Genomic DNA, 24,119 nt, shown 5'->3' on the forward strand with positions numbered 1-24,119 from the left:
TTGCTCGACGTGTCACGCGACCAGGTTCAGCCTCAAGCACCAGAGGCAGCTTAAGACACAATTGCACGCAATTGCGCTACACTGATCATGGAAGGACAATGACGAGGCGAGGTCGATCAATGCACGACGCTTACGCGGAGTCACCAGGGCGGGCGTTATCTCACAGGCAGGCCGCGGATGTCGTGCGGCTGGACCCCCTGTCTGCCGGCCGTCTTACCGATCAGATCCGCACTGTCTTGGCGTCGGTGCAGGAGCAGGCGGATCAGCTTGTGCGGTTGCTCGAGGAGGCTCGAGGCGGGGCCGCGCATCTGGCGCTGGGTTACCGGTCGTGGACGGAGTACGCCGAGCGGGAGTTCGGGCAGGTACCGCTACGGCTTCCAAAGAAGGACCGGCAGGAGCTCGTCGTACGACTTGCCGAGATGGGCATGTCGGCGCGAGCTATCGCTCCAGTCGTTGGTGCGGGCCTTGGCACCGTTGGCCGCGACATGTCAGGTGTTCCAAATGGAACACCTGACGAAGGTGACCCAGCTGCCGGAGGTGAAGACCGAGGGACACGGAACGTCGCACGGGATTCCGCATCGGGCGTAGCTCAGGGCTCGGCTGTTGCCGCCCGAAAAGGACCCACTGAATCTCGCCGCGTGACGACGGGACGTGACGGCAAGGAGTACGCCGTTCGGCCGAAGTCGAAGAGCCGTGCGGAGCAGGACAAGAAGAAGGAGGAGGTGGCCGACGAATCTGATCGACAGCAGTCGGCTCGGAAGTCGCGGACGAAGGTGGTCGCGGTGATGTCGAAAATCGTATTGAGCGCGACTGATGCGGCGTTCGCGGCAGAGGAGCTGAGGCCGGAGCACTTCAAGCAGAGAAAGGAAGAGGCCACGCGGTGGGCGCGTGACCTCGACTCGGCGATCCAGTCGTTGCAGCGACTGGCAGATCTACTCAAGGAGCAGACTGAATGAGCACCGCCATGCTTGCACGGTCGGCCAAGGCCGCGCAACACGAGACGTGCCACATCGTCACCCTGACGCCAGATCTGGCGCGCAAGTGGTTGGAACGTAATACCCATAACAGGAAGCCGCGCCCGGGCAGGGTTGAGCAGTACGCCCGGGACATGACCGCCGGTCGTTGGGAGTTCAACGGCGACGCGATCCGGTTCGACCACAACGGCGTCATGCTGGACGGCCAGCACCGCTGCCACGCAGTGGTCAAGTCCGGGGTGACGATTCGGGTCCTGGTGGTCGACAACCTGACGCCGGAAGCGCAGAACACGATGGACCGGCCCGGTGTGCGGGAGATGCGGGACCAGCTCGGTCTGGCCGGGGAGTACAACACCGGCATGCTGGCGGCGATCCTGCGGCGGCTGGTCGCCTACACCGCCGGTTCCCGCTCGATCGACGGCGGTCGGGTGAACCCGACCCAGGGTGAGATGCGGGAGTTCCTCGACACCTACCCGCAGGTGCGGGAGGCAGTCGTGGTGTCGGTGAAGGCGCAGAAGTACCTGTCCTGCGCGCCGTCGGTGGTCGGCACGGCGTACTACATCTGCGCCGAGTGCGACCGTGCCGCGGCCGACCAGTTCTTCGTCACCCAGCTGATCGAAGGAATCGGGCTGACCGCCACCTCTCCGGCCAGGGCGTTGGCCAAGCGGCTGAACGACCTTGGTTCAACACGGGGGCGGGTCAACGGCGACGACGCGCTGCGCTACATCTTCGTCGCCTGGAACGCCTACCGCGCCGGGCGTGGCCTGACCCGTCTGCAGGCCCCAAAGGGTGGCTGGACCGCAGCCAACTTCCCCAACCCGAGGTAACAGCAAACGGCAGCGGCCCCGACGCCAACCCCATCAAGAGCCCGGTCGGGGCCACCACCAGGAACGGAGCATTCCGATGACGATCACCACGACCGCACCGCATGGACTGCTGCTCGAGTCCTTGTCCAGGCTCACCGTGCTCGTGCGGGAACATCGCGACGAACTCCCCGAACTGGTCGTGTTCCTGTCCTCCGACCGCAGCCAGGTTGACGTGCAGGTGGTGGAGTACGGCGCAGCTGAGGCCGTCCGCCGCGATGCCGTTGACCACCTGGCGCAGCTTCTGAAGCTCGAACCGCCCAAGGAACGCGACTACGGCCACTACAGGACCGCCAACGACCTGTGGGACATCTACACGCCGATCGCGACCGACTGACCACGCGCAAGATCGCGCCCATAAGCGGCGCGGGGGCGGCGCAGGAACCTTCGCGGGGATACCCGCCGCCCCCGTGCCTTCCAACCCCACCCCATGAATGGAGCGGAGCGGCATGTCCCAGAGTAGTCGCACCCATCACCCTGCCCACGCCGACACCGGCGGCGTGGACCGTACCCAGCTGCGGCTGCAGGTACGGGACCTCGCCCTGCAGAGCGCGCTGCGCAAGCGGGCCTCCGGTGTTCCGACCTATTCGGTGCCGGAGGCGGCGGCCCTGCTGAGCATTTCGCAGGAGCACTTGTACCGACTGATCCGTGCCGATGCGTTCCCGGCGGTACGAATGCGCACGGGTGGCGACCAGGGCCGCTATGTCATCCCGGCGAAGGCGGTCGAGCAGATCCTGGACGCCGCCTCGACCGGAGGTGGCCGGGTCGACGTGATGGAGCTCGCCGACGCATGGCAGACAACCCGCCCGGCCGCAGTGCGGGGTGGTGTGGCATGAGCCCCACCACCTGTCTGGTGTACGTCGACGAAACGTATGACCGGGACTACGCCTCGGACGGGGCGAGCCGCTATGGCGCGTACCTGCGGTCTCGGTCGCATCTGTTCATCGAAGACGGCGAGCCGTTGGATGCGGTGTCGTTCGCGGCCCTGGTGTGGAGGATCGGGTGCTCGCCGATCGTGTCACCGGCGTATGTGCAGCTGCGGGCCCCGGTGCGGTCTGCGGTGTGCCGGGGGAGCGAGAACGATTCTGAGCTGCTGGTAGCCGAGCTGGAGCTGCGGCTGCCCTGGCCTGCCGGCCTGTCACCACAAGGGCTGGCCGGTGTTCGAAGCTGGGACCGGGACACCTCCTGGGGCGGCTCTGGCCAGCTGCTGGACCCAGGAGACGACCGGCCAGCGCTGCTGTACTCGGCCCGACTGGTGCTTCCCCTCGCCCACGGGGTGGACCTTCCGGCACCGGACCGGGCGTGCCCGGTGAATGTGGGTCTGGCCAAGCAGGTCGTCGGCAGGGCGTGCCGACAGATCAACGACGCCGCCGCGCCCATCGTTGGCGGGGCGCTGTCCAGCTGGCGGGGGGTGCACCGATGAGCGCCCACATCGTTTCCAAGGATCTGGTGGCGAAGGTGATGCTGGCCGGCGCAGGCGTCGCCGGTGTGGGGTGGCTGATGCACCTGATGCCGGCCGACACCCCAGGGCGCCGCTGGTGGCCGTGGCTGCTGCTGGCCGGCGTGGTGGTCTTCGTAGCGCCGCTGATGGTGTGGCTGATCCGCCGCACCGGGTCGGCGGGGCAGGTCCGGCGGTGGTCGGGTCGATCCCGCCGAAACGATGGAGTGGCCTCGGCATGGACGATCCTGCGGGTCGCTTCCTGGCTGGCGATGCGGCGCAAGGCGCGCGTGTTGCGGCCGAGCCTGGCCGACCGGAACTTCCTCGAGCGGATGGTGGTGTCGACCAGGGCGTACGCGTCCCGGATCGCCCGGGTCGGTCTGCTGGGGGTGTGGTCAGCGGTCGAGGACGTGACGCTGCGGATCGGCGGCCCGCGAACCGGTAAGACCGGCGAGTTGGCGTGTCGGATCCTGGATGCGCCGGGTGCGGTGATCGCCACCTCGACCCGGACCGATCTGATCGAGCTGACCGCCGGTCTCCGGTCGAAAGCGGGGCCGGTGGAGGTGTTCAACCCATCCGGGATGGGCGGCCTGGCCTCGACTGTCATCTTCGACCCGCTGTCCGGCTGTGACGCCCCGTCGACGGCGACCGCGCGGGCCGCCGACCTACTCGCCGGCGTCAGCGCCCCCGGCAACGGTGGCGACCGGGCGTTCTGGTCCTCACAGGCCCGCCGGGTGCTGGCGGCGTTGATGCATGCCGCCGCGTTGGGGGAGGCGTCGATGCGGGACGTGCTCGCTTGGATCGCCGACCCGGACGAGGCGGCTGCGGAGGTGCAGCGGCTGCTGCGGAAGTCGCCAGAGCCGTCGTATGAGTCCGACGCCCTGCAGTTCCTGAACACCAATATCAACACCCGGTCGTCGATCTGCGCCACGATCATGCCCGCCCTCGGCTGGCTCACCGACGCCACCGCAGCAGCAGCCACCGAACCCGCCAAAGACGGGTCCAGTTTCGACGTCGCCGCACTACTGGAGGAGCGGGGGACGGTGTTCATGCTGGGTGCAGAGGATGCGCAGGTGGCGCCGTTGGTGACGGCGTTGACCGGCTTCATCGCCCGGGAGGCACGCCGGATCGCCGCCGACCAGCCGGCCGGCCGGCTGGATCCACCGTTGACGTTGGCGCTGGACGAGGCGGCACTGATCTGCCCGATCCCGCTGGACAACTGGACCGCGGACATGGGCGGACGCGGGGTGACGATCCACATCGCGGTGCAGTCCCGGGCGCAGCTGCGGCAGCGGTGGGGCGACACCGGTGCTGCGGCGATCATGAACAACGCCGCCACCGTCCTGATCTACGGCGGCACCCGAGACTCAGACGACCTGGCTGCGTATTCGACGCTCGCCGGCGAACGGGATGAGGAAGTCCCCAGCTACGACGCCGAGGGCAAGGTCACCAGCATCGGCCACCGCCGGGTACCGGTCCTGTCCCCGGCGCAGATTTCCCAACTCCCGGCGAAACGGGTACTGATCATCCGCCGCGGCATGCCCGCAGCGATCGGCCGGGTGCAGATGGCATGGAACCGACGCGACGTCCGCCGACACCGCCGCACCGAAGCCAAGACGACCGCGAACACCCTGCAACAGCAGGGGCTGCGGCTGGTCAAACCACCCTCACCGCCACGCGACGGCGACGGTCCGGACCGTAGTGAGGGGGAGGTCGCATGACCGGCACCGAACCGTACGACCAGGCCGCCGCCGCGCTCTATGACCTCGGGATCGCGATGTGGGCGCTGGCGGTGTTCCTGAAGGTCACCGAGGAGATGGCCGCCGACGAGCTGGACCTGTGGTCGGCAGAAGCCGGCTACGCCCCCGACCGCAGAACAGCGCTGAGACAAGCGCGGCAGACCGCCACCCAGCTCATCGCCAAGTACCAGAAAGGAGGACCCTCATGAGCCAGGACCAGCCAGAGGACACCGCAGCCGCCGTTGCCGGCCTGGCCCGCGAGGTCGAAGGGCTCTCCCGGGCGGTGAAGGAGCTGCAGGGTCTGCCGCGGCGGATGGACGAACTGAGCGAGATGTTCGCCCGCCTGTCCACCGCTGCTGCCGCGGCAGCGGCGCAGGGGGCGAGTCCGTCGGTGGGCACGCCGTCGTGGCTGGCGCTGCCCGCCGGCGGGTCCGATGCCGAGATGGTGCTGAAGGATCTGCTGGGCTGGATGGAGCAGGTGTATCTGCGTTACGCCGACGCCGCCTCCTCGCTGCCGGAGTGCTGGATGTGGCACCCGGATGTGGTCGAGGAACTGGTGTGGCTGCAGCACGCCTGGCTGTACGCCTACACCGACGCCGAGCAGTTCCGGCCGCACCTGCCGGGGGACTGGCACGACCGGCAACGCCCCGGTGTGGTCCGCCGGATCAAAGCCAGCGCAGGGACATGCTCACTCGACAACCACCTGCCCGCCGGCACCCACCACCACGACGCGGTGAGGCCACCGGTGGGTGAGGCGCTCGAGCAGATCGCCGCGTGGTGGGCCATGCGTCGGGGCGAGGCCGCTCCGGCGCCCACCCCCGAACAACTCGCCACTGCGGCGGCATCACGGTCGAAGACCCGACGGAGCCGGCAGCGGGAGGTCGACCCCGATGACTGAGGCGATCCTGGCAGTACTCGGCGACCTGACCGGGTGGATGGCCATGCACCGTGCCGACGTACTGCTCGTCACCGCCGGCGTGGTCGTTGCTGCAATCACGGTGGGCGTGTGGCGGGCTGCTCGGCGGGACCGGCTGGCCGATGTTGCCACCTGGACCGCGGTGGTGATCGCGACTGCGTTCTCGGCCGAGGGCATGTGGGAAGTCGCTCGCGAAGGCCTGGGCTTGTCGGTGTGGCAGGCGGTCGGCCTGTTCGCCGCGGCCGAGGCGGCGATGACCTCGGAGGCGATCCGAGCCCGCCGCCGCAAGGACAACGGGCAGCATCCGGGTGCGCACGGCACCGCGGTGTGGGTGATCGCCGGCTGCGCCGGCGTGGTCGCTGCGATGAACGCCGACAGCGCGGTCGAGGTGCCCGTCCGGTTGGGCATGCCGCTACTCGCCTCAGCGCTCTGGTGGTTGGAGCTGACCAGCGACAACACCGGTCAGAAGCCGGTGGATGCGATCAGCTGGCGGCTCACACCGCGGCGGATCCTGGTCCGGATCGGCCTGGCCGACCCCGGCGAGCGGGACGTGATCGCCGTCGACCGCGCCCGCCGGATCGGCGCACTCACCACGACCGCACACAGGGTCCATCACGGCACGGCACTGCTGCGGAGGCTGCACACCGTCCGGCTCCGCCGGCTCGCCCTCGCTGCCGACGACGCCATGGTGAACGAAGCACGCGCCCGCGTCGACCGGGTACACCGCATCGTCACACTCACCCGCCCAACCGCTGAACCCAACTCCAACAAGCACGCAGCCGTGGACATGGCAGTGGACGTGACCGGCGTGTCAGGAGCGGACACGAACACCGTGCACCCGGACATGTCCGCCCGGACATCGCCGACTGCGCATGACCGGACACCGAAACCGTCGGTCCGGCCGCGACGTGGCACCGACACCGCCGCGGCAGTGACACAGCTGAGGACGGCGCACCCGGACATGACCGCCGGCGAGATCGCCGCCCGGGTCGGTGTCACCGACCGGACAGTCCGCCGGCACCTGCCCAAACCGGAACCGACGACGGAACCTGCCGCCATGAACGGCCACCCCACCCACACGACACCCGTCCGCGAGGAGGAGAACTGATGCGTATCCGAGTGACCGGCCTCCCGGTCGAATGCGAAGCCGTCGTGGACGTCCTGGTCGCCACCCTCGACGTGGTGGAGGTCTCCGAACCGCACCCGAATCGTGGCCGGTCGGATCTGGTCCGCGTCTACGTCACGGTCTCGACCGCCGCGCTGATGGCCCGACCCACCGGCGGTGTGACGTGAGCACCGCCTGCGTCGGCGGCGGTCTGGCTGGATGCGCGTGCGGCGTCTGCCTGGACTTCGGCGCCCTGCCCGGGTTGGGACCGTGCCCGGCCTGCCGGCCGGACGCCTACACCGAACACGTCTGCACCCTTGACGCGCTGAACCAGGCGTCCAAGCAGAGCCGGCACGAACGGCAGGCCAACCCGAAACTGCAGACACGCAAGCAACCGATCACCAGATCAGAACCCTGAAACCCCTCCCAGTAATCCGATCCAGCTCCTATCCCTCTCTGAGCCGACACCAGAACAACCCTCTCCTTCCGAACCTCGACAGCACTACCTGAGCAACCAAACAGCGATACACACCCATGCATCACGATCCGAGGGAGGGTTCGGGCCGCTTCGCGGCCCGGATTCCTCAACCGTGGAGGCTTGTCGTGTTGAGCATTTCCTCCGGCCACTCGGCCGACTACCTGACCGGCGCGGTCGCGGCCGGGCGGGAGAACTACTACACCGGCGCGGTCGCGGCCGGTGAGCCACCTGGCCGCTGGTACGGCGCGGGTGCAGAAGCGCTCGGTCTGACGGGGCTGGTCGATAACGACGACATGACCGCTCTGTATGAGCATTTCATCGACCCGCGGGATCCGGCCTTCCGCAGTCCCGACGAGTGGAGCGAGGCGGCACGGTTGGGGCATGCGGGCCGCCGCTATGCCACGGCTGAGGAGATCTACGCCAAGGCGTTGGAGTTCGAGCCGGACGCCTCACCGGAACGGCGGGAGGAGCTTCGGCTCGAGGCAGGTAAGCGGGCTCGGTCGAACGTGGCCTTCCATGACGCGACGTTTAGCGTGCAGAAGTCGGTCACGGTGCTGCACACCGCGTTCGAGGCCCAGGAAGTGTCCGCCCGCAACGCCGGCGATGACACCACGGCGGAGGCGTGGGGGACACACCGGAAGGCGGTCGAGGACGCCATCTGGGCCGGAAACAACGCCGCCCTGGACTACTTGTCCACCCGATCCGGCTACTCGCGGGTCGGACATCACGGCGGACAGACCGGACGTTACATCGACGCCCACGACTGGACAGTGGCGTCGTTCTTCCAACATGACAACCGCAACCACGACCCGCAGCTGCACATCCACAACGCGATCTTCAACCGCGTCCAATGCACCGACGGCGTGTGGCGGACATTGGACGGCAACGCCCTTTACGCCCACCGCGGCGCGGCCGCCGCTGTCGGTGAGCGGACGACGGAAGAACATCTCACCCGCTCGCTGGGTGTCCGGTTCGCTACCCGCCCGGACGGTAAGGCTCGTGAGGTTGTCGGCATCGGGCAAGACGTCCTCAACCTGTTTTCCTCGCGCCGGCGTGCAATCACCGCTAAGACCCGCGAACTGGTGGGAGTGTTCGAGGCTCGGTTCGGCCGGGAGCCGAACTCACTCGAGCTGGACCGGCTGCAACGTCGGGCGACGTTCGCCACCCGCAAGGCGAAAAGCCACGAGGGGGAGACCGAAGCGCAGCGGCTGGACCGGTGGGACCGCGAACTGCGGGCCGAGATCGCCGGCGGGCTCGGAGAGGTGGCCCACACCGTCCTCGCCCTGGCCGGCGACCGTCCCGCCGCGGAGAAGTTCTCTCCGCTCGCGGTGATCCAGACGGCACTGGCAGATGCGCAGGCCTCCAAGGCCGCCTGGACCAAGCCCGATCTGGTGCGGGCGATCAATACCGCGCTGCCGGACTACCTCGGAGGGCTGAACGCCGCCCAGATCACCACCCTGGTCGATGGGTTGGCCGAGGAGGCGATTTCCGCCCATTGCGTCCAGCTGACCGCCGAAGCACCCGCCGAAGAGTCCGTGCCGGCCGAGCTGCGCCTGGCTGACGGCCGCTCGGCCTACGACAAGCCTGCCGGGCCGAAGTACGCCACCACCGAACACGTCCGCAGCGAACGCGTCCTGCGTTCTGCCGCCGTGCAACGAGGCGTACCGGCCCTCCGCCCGGAACTGGCGGAGACGTTCGTGACGGAGCTGGCCGAGTCCGGGATCGAACTCGGCGCCGACCAAGCCGCGGCCGTCACGGGTGTGCTGACCTCCGGCGCCCGGATCGAGGCGCTCGTCGGGCCCGCCGGGACCGGCAAGTCGTTCGTGGTCGGGGCGCTGGCGAAGGCGTGGCAGGACCCGGCCATGTGGGAAGGGCTGCAGCGGCTCGTGGTTGGGCTGGCGGCCAGCCAGATCGCCACCGAAGTCCTCACCGGCGAAGGAATCGCCGCCCGCAACATCACCCGCTGGCTTGCCAGCCAACAACGCATCGCCGACGGGCAGCCGGTCGCCGATGACCGTGCCTGGCGGCTGAACACCGGTGACCTGGTGGTCGTCGACGAATCGGCGATGGCCAACACACAGGAACTCACCGCGATCCGGAAACGTGTCGAGGCGGCGGGGGCGAAGTTGCTGCTGGTCGGTGACCACCGCCAGCTCGCCGCTGTCGGCGCCGGCGGCGGGATGGGCCTGGTCGCCGACATCGGCATCCGCCACGAACTCGCCGAAGTACGCCGGTTCAACCACCAGTGGGAACGCGAAGCCTCGCTCCGGCTGCGGGAAGGCGACGACACCGCGCTGGCCGACTACCGACGCCACGGCCGAATCATCGACGCCGGCGCCATCGAACACGCAGAAGCCGCCGCCACCCGCGCCTACCTCGGCGACACCCTCGCCGGTCGGCACAGCCTGCTGATCTGCGACACCAACGAACAGTCCGCCCGCATCTCCGCACAGGCCCGTGCCGAACTCGTCCGCCTCGGACAAGTCACCGAACATGGCGTGCCGCTTGGCCTGCAAGGGACCGTCGCGGGTGTCGGTGACCTGGTGCAGGCCCGGCTCAACGGGTGGCAGCTGGCCGGCTACCAAGGCAACCGGCGCGGACCGATCAACCGCGAGCTGTACCGGGTGATCGAAACCCACACCGACGGCAGCCTCCTCGTCGCGCCCCTGCTCGGCCGTTCCAGCGAGGGCGACCAGCTCGGGCCGCGGATCAGCCTGCCCGCGGCGTATGTGGCCGAGCATGTGGCGCTGGGGTACGCCACCACCGTCCACTCCGCGCAGGGGTTGACGGTGGATACCAGCCACACCGTCGCCACCAGCCGGACCGGTGCGGCCGCCCAGTACGTCGCCCTCACCCGCGGCCGGCACGCCAACACCGCCTACATCACCACCAGAGCCGTCCCCGACGATGCCGCACCTGGTGTGACCAACCAGGTGCAGCACCGCGACCCACTCGCCGTCCTCGGAGCCGCCTACGAACGGACGACCGATGACCTGGCCGCGATCGCCGAAGCCGACACCAGCCACGCCGAAGCCGCCTCGATCCAAACCCCCGGTGAACGGTTCGCCGACGTCGCCGACCTCGCGGTCGCCGGCCGGACCGCCACCTGCCTGGACCGACTCACCCAGGACGGACTACTCACCGACCCTCAGCGCCACGCGATCGCCGCGGACGAGGCGATGCCCAACCTCGCCCGGATCCTGCGCCAGGCCGAGATCGCCGGACACGATCCCCACCAGGTCCTCGCCGCTGCGGTGAGCCTGGCGGGGTTGGACGATGCGCGCAGCCTCGCCAGCGTCCTGCACCACCGGATCAGCGAACGCGTCAATCTGGAACCAGTCGGGGAGGGCTACGCCGACTGGATCCCCGCCGTCGATGACCCCGCCTGGCACCGCCACCTCACCGACCTCGCCCTCGCCGCGGACCAACGGCGAGAAGATCTCGGCGCCGCAGCGCTCCAGCAGGCACCAGCCTGGGCGGTTGAGGCGTTCGGGCCCGTCCCGGACGACACCGACGACGCGGCCGGCCAGCGTGAGCAGTGGAAGCAGCGGGTCGGAACCGTTGCCGCGCACCTGGAACTCGTCGGACACGACGACGCCACAGTGACGTTGCCCGGTCCACCGAAACCCGGCCAGGTCGAGGCGTACGCCTCATGGCGCGCCGCTTGGCGGGCACTCGGACGGCCCGAAGCCGGCCGAGCCGAAACCGAGATGAGCGACGGCCAACTCCGCGTCCGGGTCCGCGCCCACGAACGCGAAAAGACCTGGCAGCCCGCCTACGTCGCCCAAGAACTCGCCGGCACCATCCAAGCCGAAACCCGGCACCGGCACACCGCCCACCTCCGCAAGGCGGAAGCCGATACCGCCACCGATCCGGCCGAACACGCCCGACTCACCGCCGAAGCAGAACAAGCCGCAGCCCTGGCCGACGCCCTCGCCACCCAGCGCGACCAGCTCACCCGCGCAGATGAGACCCGGGCAGTCTGGTACGCCCACACCGCCGAAACCCGCGCCGCCGCCGAACGCGCCCGCGACGAACTCGCCCGACGGGAAACCGACGTCAACCAGCTCGACGACGCCACCACCGCCGACGAATGGCTCCACGCCGACACCGAAACCCGACTTGCAGAAGACCCCTACCGGCACGTGTCAGGCGAGCACGAACTCACCGACATCGCCGCAGCCCGCCATGCCGACACCGAACTCTTCGCCGACCGGGCGGCAACCAGCGCCCAACCGGCACCCGCCGACATTCGCACCGAGCATGAACCCTCCGCAGGGGTCGACGCCGCAGACACCAGGTCCGCGACCGCCGATGCGCGGGTCGAGGACTGGACCCGGGTGCCCACCGCCGGCGAAACCGCCGAGGTCGTGACCCGCGCCCAACGTGCCCTGGTCGAGCTCGAACAACGCCGGCAGCTCGACCAGCGCCGGGCCAGCGACGAGACCCGCACCGCCGACCTCGCCCGCTGGCACACCGACGACCAAGCCATCGAAGACGACGCCGCCGCCGCTAACCACCGGGGGCACGACCTCGCGCGGACACTGCAGCCCGCACCGATCGACTGATGAGCAACCACAGCAAGGCCAAGCTCAGGTTCCCGCCGATGCTGCGGGAACCGGGCGGCCGGTGCGGATTGCTAGCCGGCGCGGAGGTGTTCGAAGGCGTCCGAGGCGGGGATGAACTGCTCCGGCAGATCCCGCTGACCTGCCCACCACGTCAGCCACACGTAGACGCCGAGCGCCACACTCTCATCCCCAGACCTGCGATGCTCCAGGACATCGATAGCGGCCAGGACCTCCTGGCCAACCATGCCGGGATCGGCCGGATGCACAATCGCCGGATCATCACCGGCGGCGATCCGGACCACATCGTCATCGGTGAGCCGAGCCCGGGCAATCGGTCGTACATCGGTCAGCTGCAGCGTCCACTCCGCGGCGGTGTAGGCGCCGGCCACCAGCGGATGGTCAGACTCCTGCCGCAGCGTGGACACCGCAGCCCACGCCCCATGACACTGCTGCCGGGTCGGTGCCGGCGTGCCCGGGATCCGCTTGTACAACTCGCTGAGTCCCATCGCCGCCTCTCTCCTGCCCGGGGCCATATCGCACTTGCCGGATCGACATACCGGCCACACCTGCGCAGTGTCCCGCCACCCACCGACAACCCGGCCAGCTTCGTACGAAGAGCGAGGTGGCGGTGGTGCCGGCGGCGGCCGGCGCAGTTTCGCCGGTGGGTAGGGTCCCGGAGCCTGTCGCCGGCGAACTCGACGTCAAGGGCCGCGCGAGAGATCTTCTACGCACTGCGGGCCGCTTGCGCTCGCACAACATCTTCGCCGCTGAACCCTTGACCTCGAGCCTCCGCCGCCGGCGGCGGGCGGCCCCTACTCGGGCAGGCACAGATCGGCCCACCCGGCCCCGCCGGGACCCCAACCCACAAGAAAGGACAGCACCGTGTTGAGCACACAGATCACCGTCGAAGGAAACGTGGCCTCGGACATCCAGCTCCGCTACACACAAACGGCACGCCCGTGGCGGACGTCGTCGTCCTCGCCAAGAGCGGCCGGCGGATCAATGGCGAATACCAGCCAGGCGAACCCACCCGGATCCGGGTCACCGCCTGGGACCGGCTCGCCGAAAACCTCGCCGCCAGTGCGACAACCGGTGACCGGCTGGTGATCGTGGGGCGGATGCACACCGAGGTCTACCCCGACCGGGACACCGGCGAAAAACGCACCAGCCAGAAAGTCACCGCCGAAGCGATCGGCTACAGCCTCCGCTTCCACACCGTCACCGCGCAGAAGAACACCCCACACCGGGCGCCCGGCGAACAGACCGGCGACGACCACACTGCGGAAACAGGAACCAATGCGTCCGAACGGTACGAACACGACGTGCAGTGACGTCAAAGACAGGTAGGGGATTGGTCCTCCGGGAATCTGCCCACCCGGAGGACCAATCCACCTGTGGCACCGTGTCATCGGCCAGCCGGAACGGCGGAAGCGAAACGCCTTCGGCGCGCGGCACCGCAAACACCGGGCCATTGCCATCCCGGCCCGCCAGGGCGAGACCACCGGTGGGCGGCGAAGGAATAGGAGTAGACCGTGGCGAGCGCAGCGACGAAACCAGAAACGCCAGGACCAAGTCAGCGAAAGTGACGCAATTTGTCGTCTTACCTGGTCCTCTTCCCTCGCGACGTCCGGACGTGGCTCGCGTCGAGAGTCTTGTAAACCTCCTTGGCGAGGTCCGGATCCCTCTGCAGCTGATCGACGATCGCCTCGGCGTACGACCGATCGTCGTGCCATCGCACCTGCCAGACCTTCAGGTTCGGCGAGTCCCGCTTCACGTTCTTCCCGGCCTCGACATCCTTCCGGCGTTCCGGGTCTCTCGCAATCCGGGACGTGCGTTGGTTCACCACCGCAGCATTGCGTTCACCCCACGCCCGGATCCGTTGGGCAGCGCCCGAGCTGTCCCGGGCAAGTTCCGCCGCGACGTGCTCGAGCGGTCGCCGTGCCCCTGCCTCGGGTGGCTTCCCGCGCCCGGTGATGTCGGCCAGGCGGAGCTGCTTCGCTGCCAGCCCTTCGACTCCCTCCGCTTGTAGGTATGCCCACCTGATCAGCGTCGGGTCGATCTCCTGCGCGGCCAGGAAGTAGTCGAACTCACACGGCTTGAACTTGAAGTGTGTCCCGATCGGCGTCGTGAAGTCCTGCCAGATCCCGGAGTCGATCAACTCCTCCAGACGGTCGACCATCTCGCCGAACCTAGCGTTCCGGATCTGACTGATCAGGGCCGCCACCCGCTCGTACTTACTCTTCGTCATGGCGGTCGTCACCCCCCTTGAGGATCGTGTAGTACGCCATCGGATCGGTTTTCATCGTCGTCTGGACGCCGTGAGCTATCTGCTCGACGAACACTTCTGGCACCCCGGCCCGCTCGGCGGCGCCACGGACCAGCTCGATCAGGTGCAGGTCCACCGCCTCGTTCCCGTCGATGCTGACATGGACGACCTCGCCATCGCCGGTGACTTCGACCGTCAACGGCGGTTGCCCCGATCGGCGGGACCGCGGGCAGGCGCAGCCGGTTGAGCGAGACTTCCCGCAGAGCCCGCAGGTGCACTGGCACCACCGCCACGGCAACTGGCAGCGCGAGCAGGTCTTGTTCTCCGCCCGTGGCCTCGGCATGCAGGCGCACACCTCACGCCCACACGACGCACACGGATCCGGCGGAAGGGACAACATGTTCATCGCGCCAACCAGAATGTCGGCGAACGCTGCCTTGATCTCGGTCTCGTTCGGTACCAGCACCGTCGCCGGCAGGATGTAGCGCATCTCCCGCTCCCGGGGCGTCACCCGCATCGCCCGGCCAACCATCTGGTTCACGAACAGCGGTGCTCGCCATGTCCGAAGATAGGTCAGGACGCAGATGTCCGGGACATCGAAGCCCTCGGTTACCTTCTGCACTGCGACCATGATCGCCTGCTCGCGTGACTGTCGGAACTGCTCGATCTCCGCCTCCGGTGACGACACCTGGCCATGAGCTAGGAACGCAGCCCGAGGGCCGACCGCGTTCACCAGCGACGCGTAAATCTGGTTGGCGTGGTCGATCCCGTCTGCGATAACGAGGCCCTTTACCGGCGCGCCCTCCAATGCCGTGGACGCATGTCCGAGCCGTCGCATCATCTCGTGCAGAATCCCGTCGATGAACCGCGGGGTCCGGATCATTTCCGCGAGGATCCGCTTGTTGATCGGCGCGTCGCCGTCGAGATCGACAGCGTGGATACTCTCCGCCCCAGCATGGGCGCTCCCGGCCAGGTCAACCGGGTCAACGCGCATCTCCGCGTCGAACCCGAGCAGCTTGATGTGGCGAAGCTGACCCTCGGCTACTAGCGTGGCAGCGGTCACTGCGTAGTCCGCGACCGTCTCCACCTGGCCTCCGCCGCGCGACACGTAGCTGATCGTCGAGATCTGCTCCTTGCGGTTCGACCGGAACAGCGTCCCTGACAGGTTGAGTACCCGGTGTCGCGGACGGTCGATGCTTCCGACGATCCGGGCGATGTTTACAGCCCACGCGCTGGCCTCACCCTGCTGACCCTTGGCGAGGTGATGCACCTCGTCGAGGATGAACAGCGTCGGACGATCCTCGGCGTCGTCGATGATCGACTGGACCTGCACCGGGTCGTTCAGGGCGTGGTAGGTAAGGGCCACCCCGTCGTAGCTGCGCTTCTCCGTCGTGCCCTTCGTCGCCAGGAAGATGTTCAGCGACTTGAGGACATCGGCCCACTGGCCGCGCAGGTGCGCATTCGGTACGAACACGACCACCCGCTCCACGTCGTCCGTGATGGCCAGGTTGCGGAACGTCCAACCCGCGAACAACGTCTTCCCCGCACCCGGTGCGGCGCTGACAGTGGCGAACTCGCCCACTCCCGTCGCCCCGCCACGGAGCTGCCGAAGGACCTTCGGCATTGCCTCCATCTGCCACGTGCGCGGCTCGAACGCCGGCAACGTCTTGACTTCGGCCTCCCGGTGGCAGTCCGGGCAGACCGCGACTCCGTTGTCTTCCTCAGTCAGGCCACAGTCGGCCCACGGGACGACATGGTGGACGTGGAACACCTTCGGCAGATCGCCGTGGCACACGTGGCACTGCTGGTGCTGCCGGTCGGCGATGTGGTTCTTCTGGGTATTGGTAAACAGTCGCCGCGGATCACGGCGCGGTTCATCCGTGCCGATTGTCATTGTCCCCCCTGCTCCGCTGGGGCTGTGCCCCAGCGAGAACCCTCAAAGTTGTCAAACGCGATCGCTCCAGATCGCACCCTTGATCGTGATCAACCCGCGGCGACTCCGACGCTTACGACCTTCAGATAGCGGTGGTTCTTCTTCGGCTGTCGTGGTTTGTGGTGCAACCCACCCGGCCGGCGGAAGCTGCCGAGCTGTCGGGTCGCTGCGAGACGGGCGGGAGTCGAACCGGCCGACTGACCATCCGTCTCCTGGAGTTACGCCCTTAGGGTGGATGGGCGTCGGGGCCCCTCTATGGGCGGCACCGCGCCGGCCACGAGCGGACTGCCCTGGGCTAGGCGGCCCGCCGGTCTCTGTGCTGCCCTGGTTTGGTTGGCGCCCCCTTCGCCGACCCAACCAAATTCATTGCGTACACGGCATGAGTATTGCGTATTCGCAACGGCTTGGCAAGGCGGCACCTGCTCATTTCTGGGCGTAGTCTCGGTCAACTGAACTGCGACACGTTGCGCGTACGCTACGAGTTGCGGGCTGGTGGGGCGATACGCAGCGGATCATGAGGCGGGAGAGCCAGCACGAGATCGCGAGGCGAGGGAGGACCTCACCGTCGAGTGTCAACAGATGGAAGAGCTCAGACCTGAGGCCGGAGAGCGTACATGCGCTGGCAGTGGAGTGTGGCCGGCCAGTACCAGACGCATCGCAGGCCTAGCTGTCCGAGGGCGAGCATCCCGCTCACGAGGCAGATGTCCTTAGGTGAGCCGGTAGCACGGTCCACATGTGGATCCTCGTCCGGGAGCTCACTCCGGCTCACTGAGGAGGCTTTCGGTCTCACCGCTTCTACGTCCGGCCACCTGTGGCTCCGTCGTCAACCTGATCGAGCACGAGAACTGATACCCGCCGGCAGCTTGGCGGCCGCCACTCCGAGGCAGCCGCTGACTTGTAGCTCAGCGTGCCCTCCACGTACTCCAAGACAGGGCTCGTCAGGGTCCGCGGCGCTCAATAGGGGTCACGACAGCCGGCCTCAGACACGGGGGGATCTACGCTCGGCACCGCGCACGACAGTGACGGTCCTTAGCAAGGCAGGGGTATGGCGACTGAGAGACTGTCCTATGGCTGACAGCGCGCCTTCCCGTCATGCCCTGACAGTGCCACTGCCGACGGACCGGCTTGTCCTTCGTGCCGTCCAGGCAGACGACGACGGGATGCTCACTCGGATCTGGACTGACCCGGATGTTCGCCGGTACATGGGTGGATCTGTCCCGCAGGATGTCGTCCGGCAGCGCAACCGCGACTTCGTGGGAAAGCCTGGCAAGTACTGCGTCACCCTCCGAGTAACCGGCCAGCCGATCGGCCTGCTCGGCATCGGTCAGGACCACCGCAGCGGACACCTGGAGGTCTCCTACGGCCTCCTTCCAGAGCACTGGCGGAGAGGGTATGCGCAGGAGGCGATCCTCGCACTCCTGGCTTGGGCCTTCGATCGACTCCCGGATACGGACGTCATCGTGGCAAACACCAGGGCCGACAACGCTCCGTCCCGCCAGCTGCTCCAGGCGATCGGAGCCCAGTTCGTTGAATCCTTCGGCGAGGGCGGCGAGGAGTCGGTGATGTACGCAATGACTCGACGGGAAGATCCGACCTCCGTGTGACCTCAACGATCTGCACACGGCGAGCGACAAGGAGCACTTGGTCGCCGAGCGTCCGGGCGCAGACGAGCAGCGGCTGCGATCAGGGTGCTGCCTCTACGGATAGAAGGTCGGCGTGCTCTCGGCGTGCCCAGGCCAGAGACTGGTCATGGTCTCAAGCGGTCACGACGGCCACACGACGGCGCGCGGGCGTGGCGACGATTTGCGGTCACCGCACCGTGAAGGCAGGCGTGCACGAGCGCAGGAGCAAGCGGTCAGGACGCGCCGAGCTCGGCGAGCGCCTGGCGTAGGAATGCGGATGCCCTGGCCTTGTACTGGTCTGGACTGTCGGTGCGTCCCTGCTGCCGGTGGGCGGCGAGGATCCGTGCTCGTTTGCGGAGGGCGTCGAGTCCCCAGATCAGGTCGAAGATCGGGAGGTCTGGCGGTGTCGCGCCGCTGATGGCGACGTAGTGGTGGGTCAGCTGGTCGGCGGCTGTGCGGCCGAGTAGGAGGGCGACGTCGGCCCGGCAGTAGGCGAGGTCGCAGGAGCTTGGGCCGAGCCGGGTGTTGCTCCAGTCCGCGATGCCGGTGAGCCGGTCGCGGTGCCACAGCGTGTTGCCGGGGTGGAAGTCGCCGTGGTTCAGCACCGGTTGCCAGGACACGCGGGGGAGATGGCGCTGGATCGCCGCGACCGTGCGGTCGGCCAGCGGGCTCGGACGTCTCAGCTTGGGCGGTCGCCAGGTCTCGACTGCAGGCGGATGCAGCAGGGGGCCACAGGCACCGGTGGTGTCGGTGCCGTGGATGGCGACCAGTGTGGTCGCGAGCTGCTGGAGCCACCCGCCGACGTCGCGGGGGGGGGGGGGGGGGTGGACGTCCAGGCGTCCGGTGAGGCGGGTCATGGCGTACGCCGGCATGCCGAACCAGCGGCCGTCGGTGTCGAGGGCAAGCGGCTGCGGCACCGGGGCGTCCACTCGTTGGGCGAAGCGGAGCCGTTCCCACTCGAACCGGACCGTATCGTTGCGCCGACGTCGGTACCGCTTGACGACGACGGCGCCGGCGGTGGTGTCGATCGCGAAGGTCTCGGCGGCCGCGCCACCACCGAGGTGGGATACCCCGCGTACCGAGGCGCCAGGCACGATTTCGGCGATCACCGCCGTCCACTCAGGCAGGTCGCTGGCCATCAGGTCGATGCCGCGGCCCGGCCGGGCGGCACCAATCTCCGTACCGGCGGATGGCCTGCGAGCCGGTTGGCAGTTGCGTCGAGCAAGTGGTCCGTGTACACCGTTGGATGCTCACCACACTGGGACGGGAGCGGCCATGACGGCGCATCGGCTTGAGTTCACGATCTCGGAAAATCCTTGGGCACCCACTGCGGCGGTGGCTGAGATCAACGAGTGCTATGGCTATGGGCTGGAGCTTGTCGGCTTGGCCGAGCAGGAGGGCGGTGTGAGCAGTGCGGCGTACGTTCGCTGGCCGGATGGCCGCGACAGTGCGATGAGCAGGTCCAAGCAGCCGTTAGACCGGATGCGTCAGACTGCCGAAGCGGTGGAGCTTGCCAAGGCGGCTGGGCTGCCGGTCGCCCGGCATGAGCTTGTCGTGCAGCTCTCCGACGGGCTGGTAGCCATTGTCCAGGAGCGACTTCCCGGCAGACACGCGGTACGGATCGATGCGCATGTGATTGACGTTGTGGTGGAGATGAACGAGCGTTTCGCGCATCTGCTTGCCGATCGGCTCGACATACCGCTGGCCGCCGCGTTTCCGACGCCGGATGGTGCCGGCGACGGGTGGGAGGACACGCTCGGCAAGTACAGCGACCGCACCAGGCGCGTGCTCGAGCGGCTCTACGAAATCGATGGTGGCGAGCTGTACGTCATGACCGGCGACGATCTCGTCCACACCGACTACTCCCTGGGCAATCTGCTTTTCGATGACCACGGAGAGATCAGCGGCTTGTGGACTGGAACTTCGGAGCAGACCGCGGCGATCGGCGATCCGCACTACTGGGGATGCGCGGATACCTCGCCGGCGATGGGCGTGGGCACGAGGGACACCATGACGCCAGCGATCGCCTCGACCATGTGCTCGCGGACATGATCGATCCGCAACTGCTGCGAATCTACCTCGCGCACAGGGCGGTTCACAGGCTGCACGGGTCGATCAAAGACTTCCCACACAGACCAGACCGAATCGAGAGCGATCTCCGTGCTGCTGAACAACAGCTCGGATAGACCCGGAGTCGACCGTAAGCGTGAGTATCCAGCCGGTCGACGTGGCAGACATGGAGGTTGGCTAGCGTGGGGGTAACCGGGGCAGGGCGGTACCGGCTAACGGTTGATGATGTCGCGCGTGCTGCTGGCGTGTCGAAAAGTGCGGTCTCGAAGCTGCTGACAACTGAGGAGGATGCCACCTCCGACCGGCCGCAACTGGCCTCAACCCGAGCTTCGGACTTCAACGTTGTCCTGCCGGAACTCGATGACGCGGTGTCCGATCTGCTGCGGCTCGCCGTACCCCATGAAGACATCGACGCCATCCTCGCGTGCCTCCCGGTCCTGCAAGAGCCAGGGCCGCTCCGTTGGTTGCTCGAGCGCTGTGTCCACGAGCTGACACAGTGCATGGACCACCCCAGGATCGGTCCACGGTTTCCGACCTTCCCCAACCAAGGTAAGCCTGTGCGCCGCTACTTCTACGTGTTCGTGTTCCTGGCAATGCTGCCGCACCTACGGAAGCTGCACCGACAACGTGGTATCCCCGAGCACGTGTCCTGGCTGACCCTGACAGATCTGGGTCGACGCGTGGCCGCGCACCGCCGTTTTCACGGCGTCGGCGGTCTACGGGACCCGAGCTGGCTGGTCCACCACTTCACCGGAACGCTCTACCAGTTGGGACGACTACAGTTCCAACGGGCCACACTTGACAAGCGGCTCGGACCGTCGATTGCCAGGGCCGGGATGCCGGACCGCCCCGGTGACCCGTGTCTGTCCGTGCACATCCCCGACTACTGTGGGCCACTCTCGCCGCAGGCGTGTGACGCCTCTTTCGCCGCGGCCCGCGAGTTCTTCGCCAAGCACTTCCCCGGCGAGCTCTACCGGATCGCCGTGTGCGGATCGTGGCTGCTCGACACCCAGCTCGCCGAGTACCTTCGCACCGACTCCAACATCGTGCAGTTCCAGCGCCGTTTCACCATCCGAACCTTTCCAGCAAACGACCACACCATCCTGCGATTCGTGTTCGGCACAGACGAAACCGACCTCGACGAGCTGCCACGCCGAACCACCCTCGAACACGCCATCGTCGACCACCTCAAGGCCGGGCGCCACTGGCGCGCAGGCAGCGGATGGCTGGCCCTTTAGCCCGTCGCGCACAGACAGCGGCCCGCCGTCCCGTGCAGCCGATCTGTCTTACGTTGCATGAGCCGGCATGGTCATGGGGGGCCGATCGTTGGCTGTTCATCGGGGTGAGGTGACGGACCAATTTCGTGGGACCAATCCGCATCTGGTTCTGTTGTCCCGTTCGTTCCGTCCAAGTACGTCCACTCGAGTCCGCACGCATTGATGAAGTGGCAAAGGTCAGGTGAGGGCCTGGATGGTAAGAGCAGCGAGCCTTTCGCACCGGGAACGAAGCGGAGGTAGTCCAGGAGCTGGCCGACGCCTAGTCGGATCGTGCTCCGATCGACCCCGCTCTTGGCCTCGTAGAGGGTGTTCGTTGTCGTGCAGTACGAGTCGGTTATGAGAGAGCTTGGCTCTCCAGGTATCGGTGTCCGGATGCGGTTAACTTGGTGGCCGGTGGATCGCAGCCAGCTCTCGAACTGTCGGACGAGGAGCGCTTCGGCGCGACGAGCCACTGATCCGGTTCGTGGGGGAGTCTCGAACTCGGTGACAGTGTTGTTTTCCGAATCGATGAAGGCGACTTTGGGGTCGGCTGATCGCGTCTCCTGCGCTCCGTTTGTTGGTCCGGCAGGGTCGTTGGTGTGGTGTGCTTGGACCCCGTGGGACTCGTCTGCGGCGGTGACGCTCAGCAGCCGGAAGACAATCACCCTTCTCGGGTTGCCCTTATCATCTGGTGCGGTCTCGAGCCGGTACGGGTTATCCGAGTCGAGGCGGAAGGCGCCGACGTACCGCTGGAGCTTGCCGCCCGGCCGTCGACGACCGTCCACGGCTTGGAATACCCGAATCGTCTTCGTGGACCCGGGCTGCTGCAGTATTGCTTTGTTGCCGGCGCTGCCGAGCTGCTGATCGCCCGCCGTGCCTCGCCGGTGTAGTAGAAGACGCCGGGTTCACTGGCATCCCATCCGTCGAAGTTGTAGCCGTGACGTGCACCCGCGGCTGGATCCGTGTAAACGAGGATGTTGTCGGATTGGCGAGATGGCTCGATCCCGCCGTACTTTCCGCCGCCGTAGATGGCGGCGACGTCACTGCGAGTCGTCTCTGCACCGATCGGTAGCGTCCACTTCGGGCCGGATGGCACTGTTACAAGGAAGCCGAGTGAGGTCAGGCGGGCGGCGACGGTAGCGGCCCCACCGCTGAACTCCTTCGCCCTGAGCGCTGTGCCATGTTGGTAGCCATGGGCAACGCCAGCGATCGCTTTCGAGTCGTACGGCCGGCCCTCATGGAGCACGAAGTAGCCTGTCGCCAAGCGGAAGCCGTACCTGGATAGGAACGCCTGCCGACCGATGGCATCGAACTCTGCCAGCGCCGCTAACACGGCTTGCTTGTCCGTGAGGTCCTTTAGCGCCATGGTCGGTCGCTCCGCTCTCTTGCGCCCGGATCAGCCTAGGTACGCTTCTATGTCACTTTCCAACGTTGATCGTGGCCGTGTAGTCGGACATGCAGTCGTTGGCGCACCCCTCGACAGTCACGGATCCACCGGGCTGAGCCCCCGGGAAGGCGAAGGCAATCATGGCGGTGGAGTCTGCGGCGAGCTCGGTCGGCCCGTCGGCCTGAGCGGCGGTGCGTTGCTTGCCGTCTGGTGCCCGGTACTTGGCTTCGTATGAGAACACGTCGATGGCGTTCGTTGTCGTCACCTTGACGACGACCCACAGTGCCTCGGACTGAATGCTGCGGTAGGCGCTGAGGAACTCCCAGGTGGCGCCGCCGGACTGGACGGTGGTGTTGCCTCCCAGGGTGAGCCGGGGGCCGATCTCCTTGCCGTCCACGGTGAGATCGGTGATCTTTCCTTCGGAGGTCTTGAAGTTCCCCCAGATCGTGCAGGCCTTGGCGCCGTCGATGTCTGAGGCGCAGTACTGCAGGCCGCCGTCCTTGGCGGTCGGTGCTCCGTACTCCGGGTACATCGTGCCGCCGTCGAGAGCCGCTTCGGAGTTGTTCGCCAGGTGGAGTAGGTACGCCTCGGCCACCGACCCCGGAACGGTCAGGTCCTTGGCCGTCTCGCGCATGGCCACGGGGTCGAATGACGCTGCGGCGTCCGTGTACTCCCTCAGTGCTGGGTCAGCCTTGGGCTCCTCTGGGTCGGCCGCGGCATCCGCAGGCTTCTGGGTGGTCGCCTTAGCGGGGGTGTCCTCCTCCGTGGCAGCGACCTCCGGCGCGCACCCGGCAGCGATGAGCGCAGCCACGGCGGCCACGGCGATGAGCAGCTTTCTCATGATTGATCTTCCCGACCTCGCAGGCCCACGCTCTGTGGGCAGACCAGTAGAACAGGCAGGAGTTGAACCCGCCAGCACCGCTCCGTTCGTTCCTCTGGGCACACCCGACCGGCTCTACCTCGATGATCACCTGCTGGTCGGGCCTGTCCTGCCGCGCCGCGGGGATGCGCGCGCGGCACAAGTGTTGCGTATACGCAACACTTGGACAAGGGTTAAGGGCGGGTCAGAAGGTAACGGTTCGGCAATCGGTCCGACGTCCCGGCGGTCGGCGTGGCTGACCCTGGTGGTGTGCCTCGGGTCGGATGGCATCCGAGGTCGGTCGGTGGTGCCGCCGGTCGTACGACAACGCGCCACGCCAGGTGGCAGCTCGGGTCGGGAAACCCTCAAAGGCCACGGAGCGCCTCCGGCGCGCAGTCCTGCAACCACCGGGTCCTTGCCATCCCGGCCGTGCAAGTCTGCGGGCGCGCTCCCGCCGCGCAAGATCGTTCGTCCTCGCTCCGCAAGCTCCGCTGCGGGCGCTCCATCTTGCGCTCTGGTCGCTTGTACGCCCGCTGACTCTTCGGTGCCGGGACGGCAAGGAAAAAGGTCGGCCAGCCAGGGCGAGACCACCGGTCGGCAGGGAACGGAGAGGGGCGGACTGTGGTGAGCACCGCAACGAAAACC

General features: G+C 67.5%; 21 protein-coding genes and 1 pseudogene. 16 read left to right on the top strand and 6 right to left on the bottom strand.

Annotated features, from left to right (window positions below; genetic code table 11):
* Nucleotides 1-638: 638 nt before the first annotated feature.
* From ABNF93_RS10440 to mobF, 12 genes are all read left to right on the top strand, one after another.
* Nucleotides 639-956, top strand: coding sequence for a hypothetical protein (locus ABNF93_RS10440; RefSeq protein WP_349327722.1), 318 nt, complete (start codon nucleotides 639-641; stop codon nucleotides 954-956).
* Complete coding sequence (locus ABNF93_RS10445) at nucleotides 953-1,801, top strand: hypothetical protein (RefSeq protein ID WP_349327723.1); 849 nt, start codon at nucleotides 953-955, stop codon at nucleotides 1,799-1,801. Before ABNF93_RS10440 ends, ABNF93_RS10445 begins: the two co-directional genes overlap by 4 nt.
* 76 nt (nucleotides 1,802-1,877) lie before the next feature.
* Entirely contained in the window at nucleotides 1,878-2,174 is a 297-nt protein-coding gene (locus ABNF93_RS10450) for a hypothetical protein (protein WP_349327724.1), read from the top strand.
* 112 nt (nucleotides 2,175-2,286) lie between these two features.
* A complete protein-coding gene (locus ABNF93_RS10455) occupies nucleotides 2,287-2,673 on the top strand; it encodes a helix-turn-helix domain-containing protein (RefSeq protein WP_349327725.1) in 387 nt (128 codons plus the stop codon).
* Nucleotides 2,670-3,260: a hypothetical protein gene (locus ABNF93_RS10460; RefSeq protein ID WP_349327726.1), complete on the top strand. Its 591-nt coding sequence runs from the start codon at nucleotides 2,670-2,672 to the stop codon at nucleotides 3,258-3,260. Before ABNF93_RS10455 ends, ABNF93_RS10460 begins: the two co-directional genes overlap by 4 nt.
* Nucleotides 3,257-4,996, top strand: a complete 1,740-nt coding sequence (locus tag ABNF93_RS10465) for a type IV secretory system conjugative DNA transfer family protein (protein ID WP_349327727.1) — start codon at nucleotides 3,257-3,259, stop codon at nucleotides 4,994-4,996. The genes ABNF93_RS10460 and ABNF93_RS10465 overlap by 4 nt, the downstream gene beginning before the upstream one ends.
* Complete coding sequence (locus ABNF93_RS10470) at nucleotides 4,993-5,223, top strand: hypothetical protein (RefSeq protein ID WP_349327728.1); 231 nt, start codon at nucleotides 4,993-4,995, stop codon at nucleotides 5,221-5,223. The genes ABNF93_RS10465 and ABNF93_RS10470 overlap by 4 nt, the downstream gene beginning before the upstream one ends.
* The gene (locus ABNF93_RS10475) at nucleotides 5,220-5,912 is read left to right on the top strand and encodes a hypothetical protein (protein ID WP_349327729.1); all 693 of its coding nucleotides are present in this window, start codon (nucleotides 5,220-5,222) and stop codon (nucleotides 5,910-5,912) included. Before ABNF93_RS10470 ends, ABNF93_RS10475 begins: the two co-directional genes overlap by 4 nt.
* Nucleotides 5,905-7,038 (top strand): HTH domain-containing protein, encoded by a 1,134-nt coding sequence (locus ABNF93_RS10480; RefSeq protein WP_349327730.1) that lies wholly within the window; start codon nucleotides 5,905-5,907, stop codon nucleotides 7,036-7,038. Before ABNF93_RS10475 ends, ABNF93_RS10480 begins: the two co-directional genes overlap by 8 nt.
* On the top strand, nucleotides 7,038-7,223 hold the full coding sequence (locus ABNF93_RS10485) for a hypothetical protein (protein WP_349327731.1): 186 nt from the start codon (nucleotides 7,038-7,040) through the stop codon (nucleotides 7,221-7,223). Before ABNF93_RS10480 ends, ABNF93_RS10485 begins: the two co-directional genes overlap by 1 nt.
* A complete protein-coding gene (locus ABNF93_RS10490; RefSeq protein WP_349327732.1) occupies nucleotides 7,220-7,453 on the top strand; it encodes a hypothetical protein in 234 nt (77 codons plus the stop codon). Before ABNF93_RS10485 ends, ABNF93_RS10490 begins: the two co-directional genes overlap by 4 nt.
* Nucleotides 7,454-7,638: 185 nt before the next feature.
* Nucleotides 7,639-12,081, top strand: a complete 4,443-nt coding sequence (mobF, locus tag ABNF93_RS10495; RefSeq protein WP_349327733.1) for a MobF family relaxase — start codon at nucleotides 7,639-7,641, stop codon at nucleotides 12,079-12,081.
* Between the two features lie 71 nt (nucleotides 12,082-12,152).
* On the opposite strand, the gene ABNF93_RS10500 is transcribed toward mobF, so the two are convergent.
* On the bottom strand, nucleotides 12,153-12,587 hold the full coding sequence (locus ABNF93_RS10500; RefSeq protein WP_349327734.1) for a hypothetical protein: 435 nt from the start codon (nucleotides 12,585-12,587) through the stop codon (nucleotides 12,153-12,155).
* A gap of 450 nt (nucleotides 12,588-13,037) precedes the next feature.
* On the opposite strand from ABNF93_RS10500, the pseudogene ABNF93_RS10505 reads away from it, so the two are divergent.
* Nucleotides 13,038-13,412 (top strand): annotated as a pseudogene (locus tag ABNF93_RS10505) (single-stranded DNA-binding protein); the annotation flags it as partial.
* Nucleotides 13,413-13,681: 269 nt separating this feature from the next.
* Here ABNF93_RS10505 and ABNF93_RS10510 read toward each other — a convergent pair.
* Both ABNF93_RS10510 and ABNF93_RS10515 read right to left on the bottom strand, forming a co-directional pair.
* Complete coding sequence (locus ABNF93_RS10510) at nucleotides 13,682-14,329, bottom strand: hypothetical protein (protein ID WP_349327735.1); 648 nt, start codon at nucleotides 14,327-14,329, stop codon at nucleotides 13,682-13,684.
* Complete coding sequence (locus ABNF93_RS10515) at nucleotides 14,316-16,241, bottom strand: DEAD/DEAH box helicase family protein (RefSeq protein WP_349327736.1); 1,926 nt, start codon at nucleotides 16,239-16,241, stop codon at nucleotides 14,316-14,318. Before ABNF93_RS10515 ends, ABNF93_RS10510 begins: the two co-directional genes overlap by 14 nt.
* Nucleotides 16,242-17,383: 1,142 nt before the next feature.
* Here ABNF93_RS10515 and ABNF93_RS10520 point away from each other — a divergent pair.
* Nucleotides 17,384-17,884 (top strand): GNAT family N-acetyltransferase, encoded by a 501-nt coding sequence (locus ABNF93_RS10520; RefSeq protein ID WP_349327737.1) that lies wholly within the window; start codon nucleotides 17,384-17,386, stop codon nucleotides 17,882-17,884.
* A gap of 251 nt (nucleotides 17,885-18,135) precedes the next feature.
* On the opposite strand, the gene ABNF93_RS10525 is transcribed toward ABNF93_RS10520, so the two are convergent.
* On the bottom strand, nucleotides 18,136-19,041 hold the full coding sequence (locus ABNF93_RS10525) for a phosphotransferase family protein (RefSeq protein ID WP_349327738.1): 906 nt from the start codon (nucleotides 19,039-19,041) through the stop codon (nucleotides 18,136-18,138).
* 136 nt (nucleotides 19,042-19,177) lie between these two features.
* Between ABNF93_RS10525 and ABNF93_RS10530 the strand changes: the two genes are divergently transcribed.
* A complete protein-coding gene (locus tag ABNF93_RS10530) occupies nucleotides 19,178-19,954 on the top strand; it encodes a phosphotransferase family protein (RefSeq protein ID WP_349327739.1) in 777 nt (258 codons plus the stop codon).
* A 263-nt stretch (nucleotides 19,955-20,217) separates the two neighbouring features.
* Nucleotides 20,218-21,210 (top strand): acyltransferase domain-containing protein, encoded by a 993-nt coding sequence (locus ABNF93_RS10535; RefSeq protein ID WP_349327740.1) that lies wholly within the window; start codon nucleotides 20,218-20,220, stop codon nucleotides 21,208-21,210.
* Nucleotides 21,211-21,889: 679 nt separating this feature from the next.
* On the opposite strand, the gene ABNF93_RS10540 is transcribed toward ABNF93_RS10535, so the two are convergent.
* Both ABNF93_RS10540 and ABNF93_RS10545 read right to left on the bottom strand, forming a co-directional pair.
* The gene (locus ABNF93_RS10540) at nucleotides 21,890-22,594 is read right to left on the bottom strand and encodes a ScoMcrA-related endonuclease (protein ID WP_349327741.1); all 705 of its coding nucleotides are present in this window, start codon (nucleotides 22,592-22,594) and stop codon (nucleotides 21,890-21,892) included.
* 52 nt (nucleotides 22,595-22,646) lie between these two features.
* Nucleotides 22,647-23,456 (bottom strand): hypothetical protein, encoded by an 810-nt coding sequence (locus ABNF93_RS10545; protein ID WP_349327742.1) that lies wholly within the window; start codon nucleotides 23,454-23,456, stop codon nucleotides 22,647-22,649.
* Between the last annotated feature and the right edge of the window lie 663 nt (nucleotides 23,457-24,119).

This window comes from Actinopolymorpha sp. B9G3 (assembly GCF_040120725.1).
In the GTDB taxonomy this organism is placed as follows: domain Bacteria; phylum Actinomycetota; class Actinomycetes; order Propionibacteriales; family Actinopolymorphaceae; genus Thermasporomyces.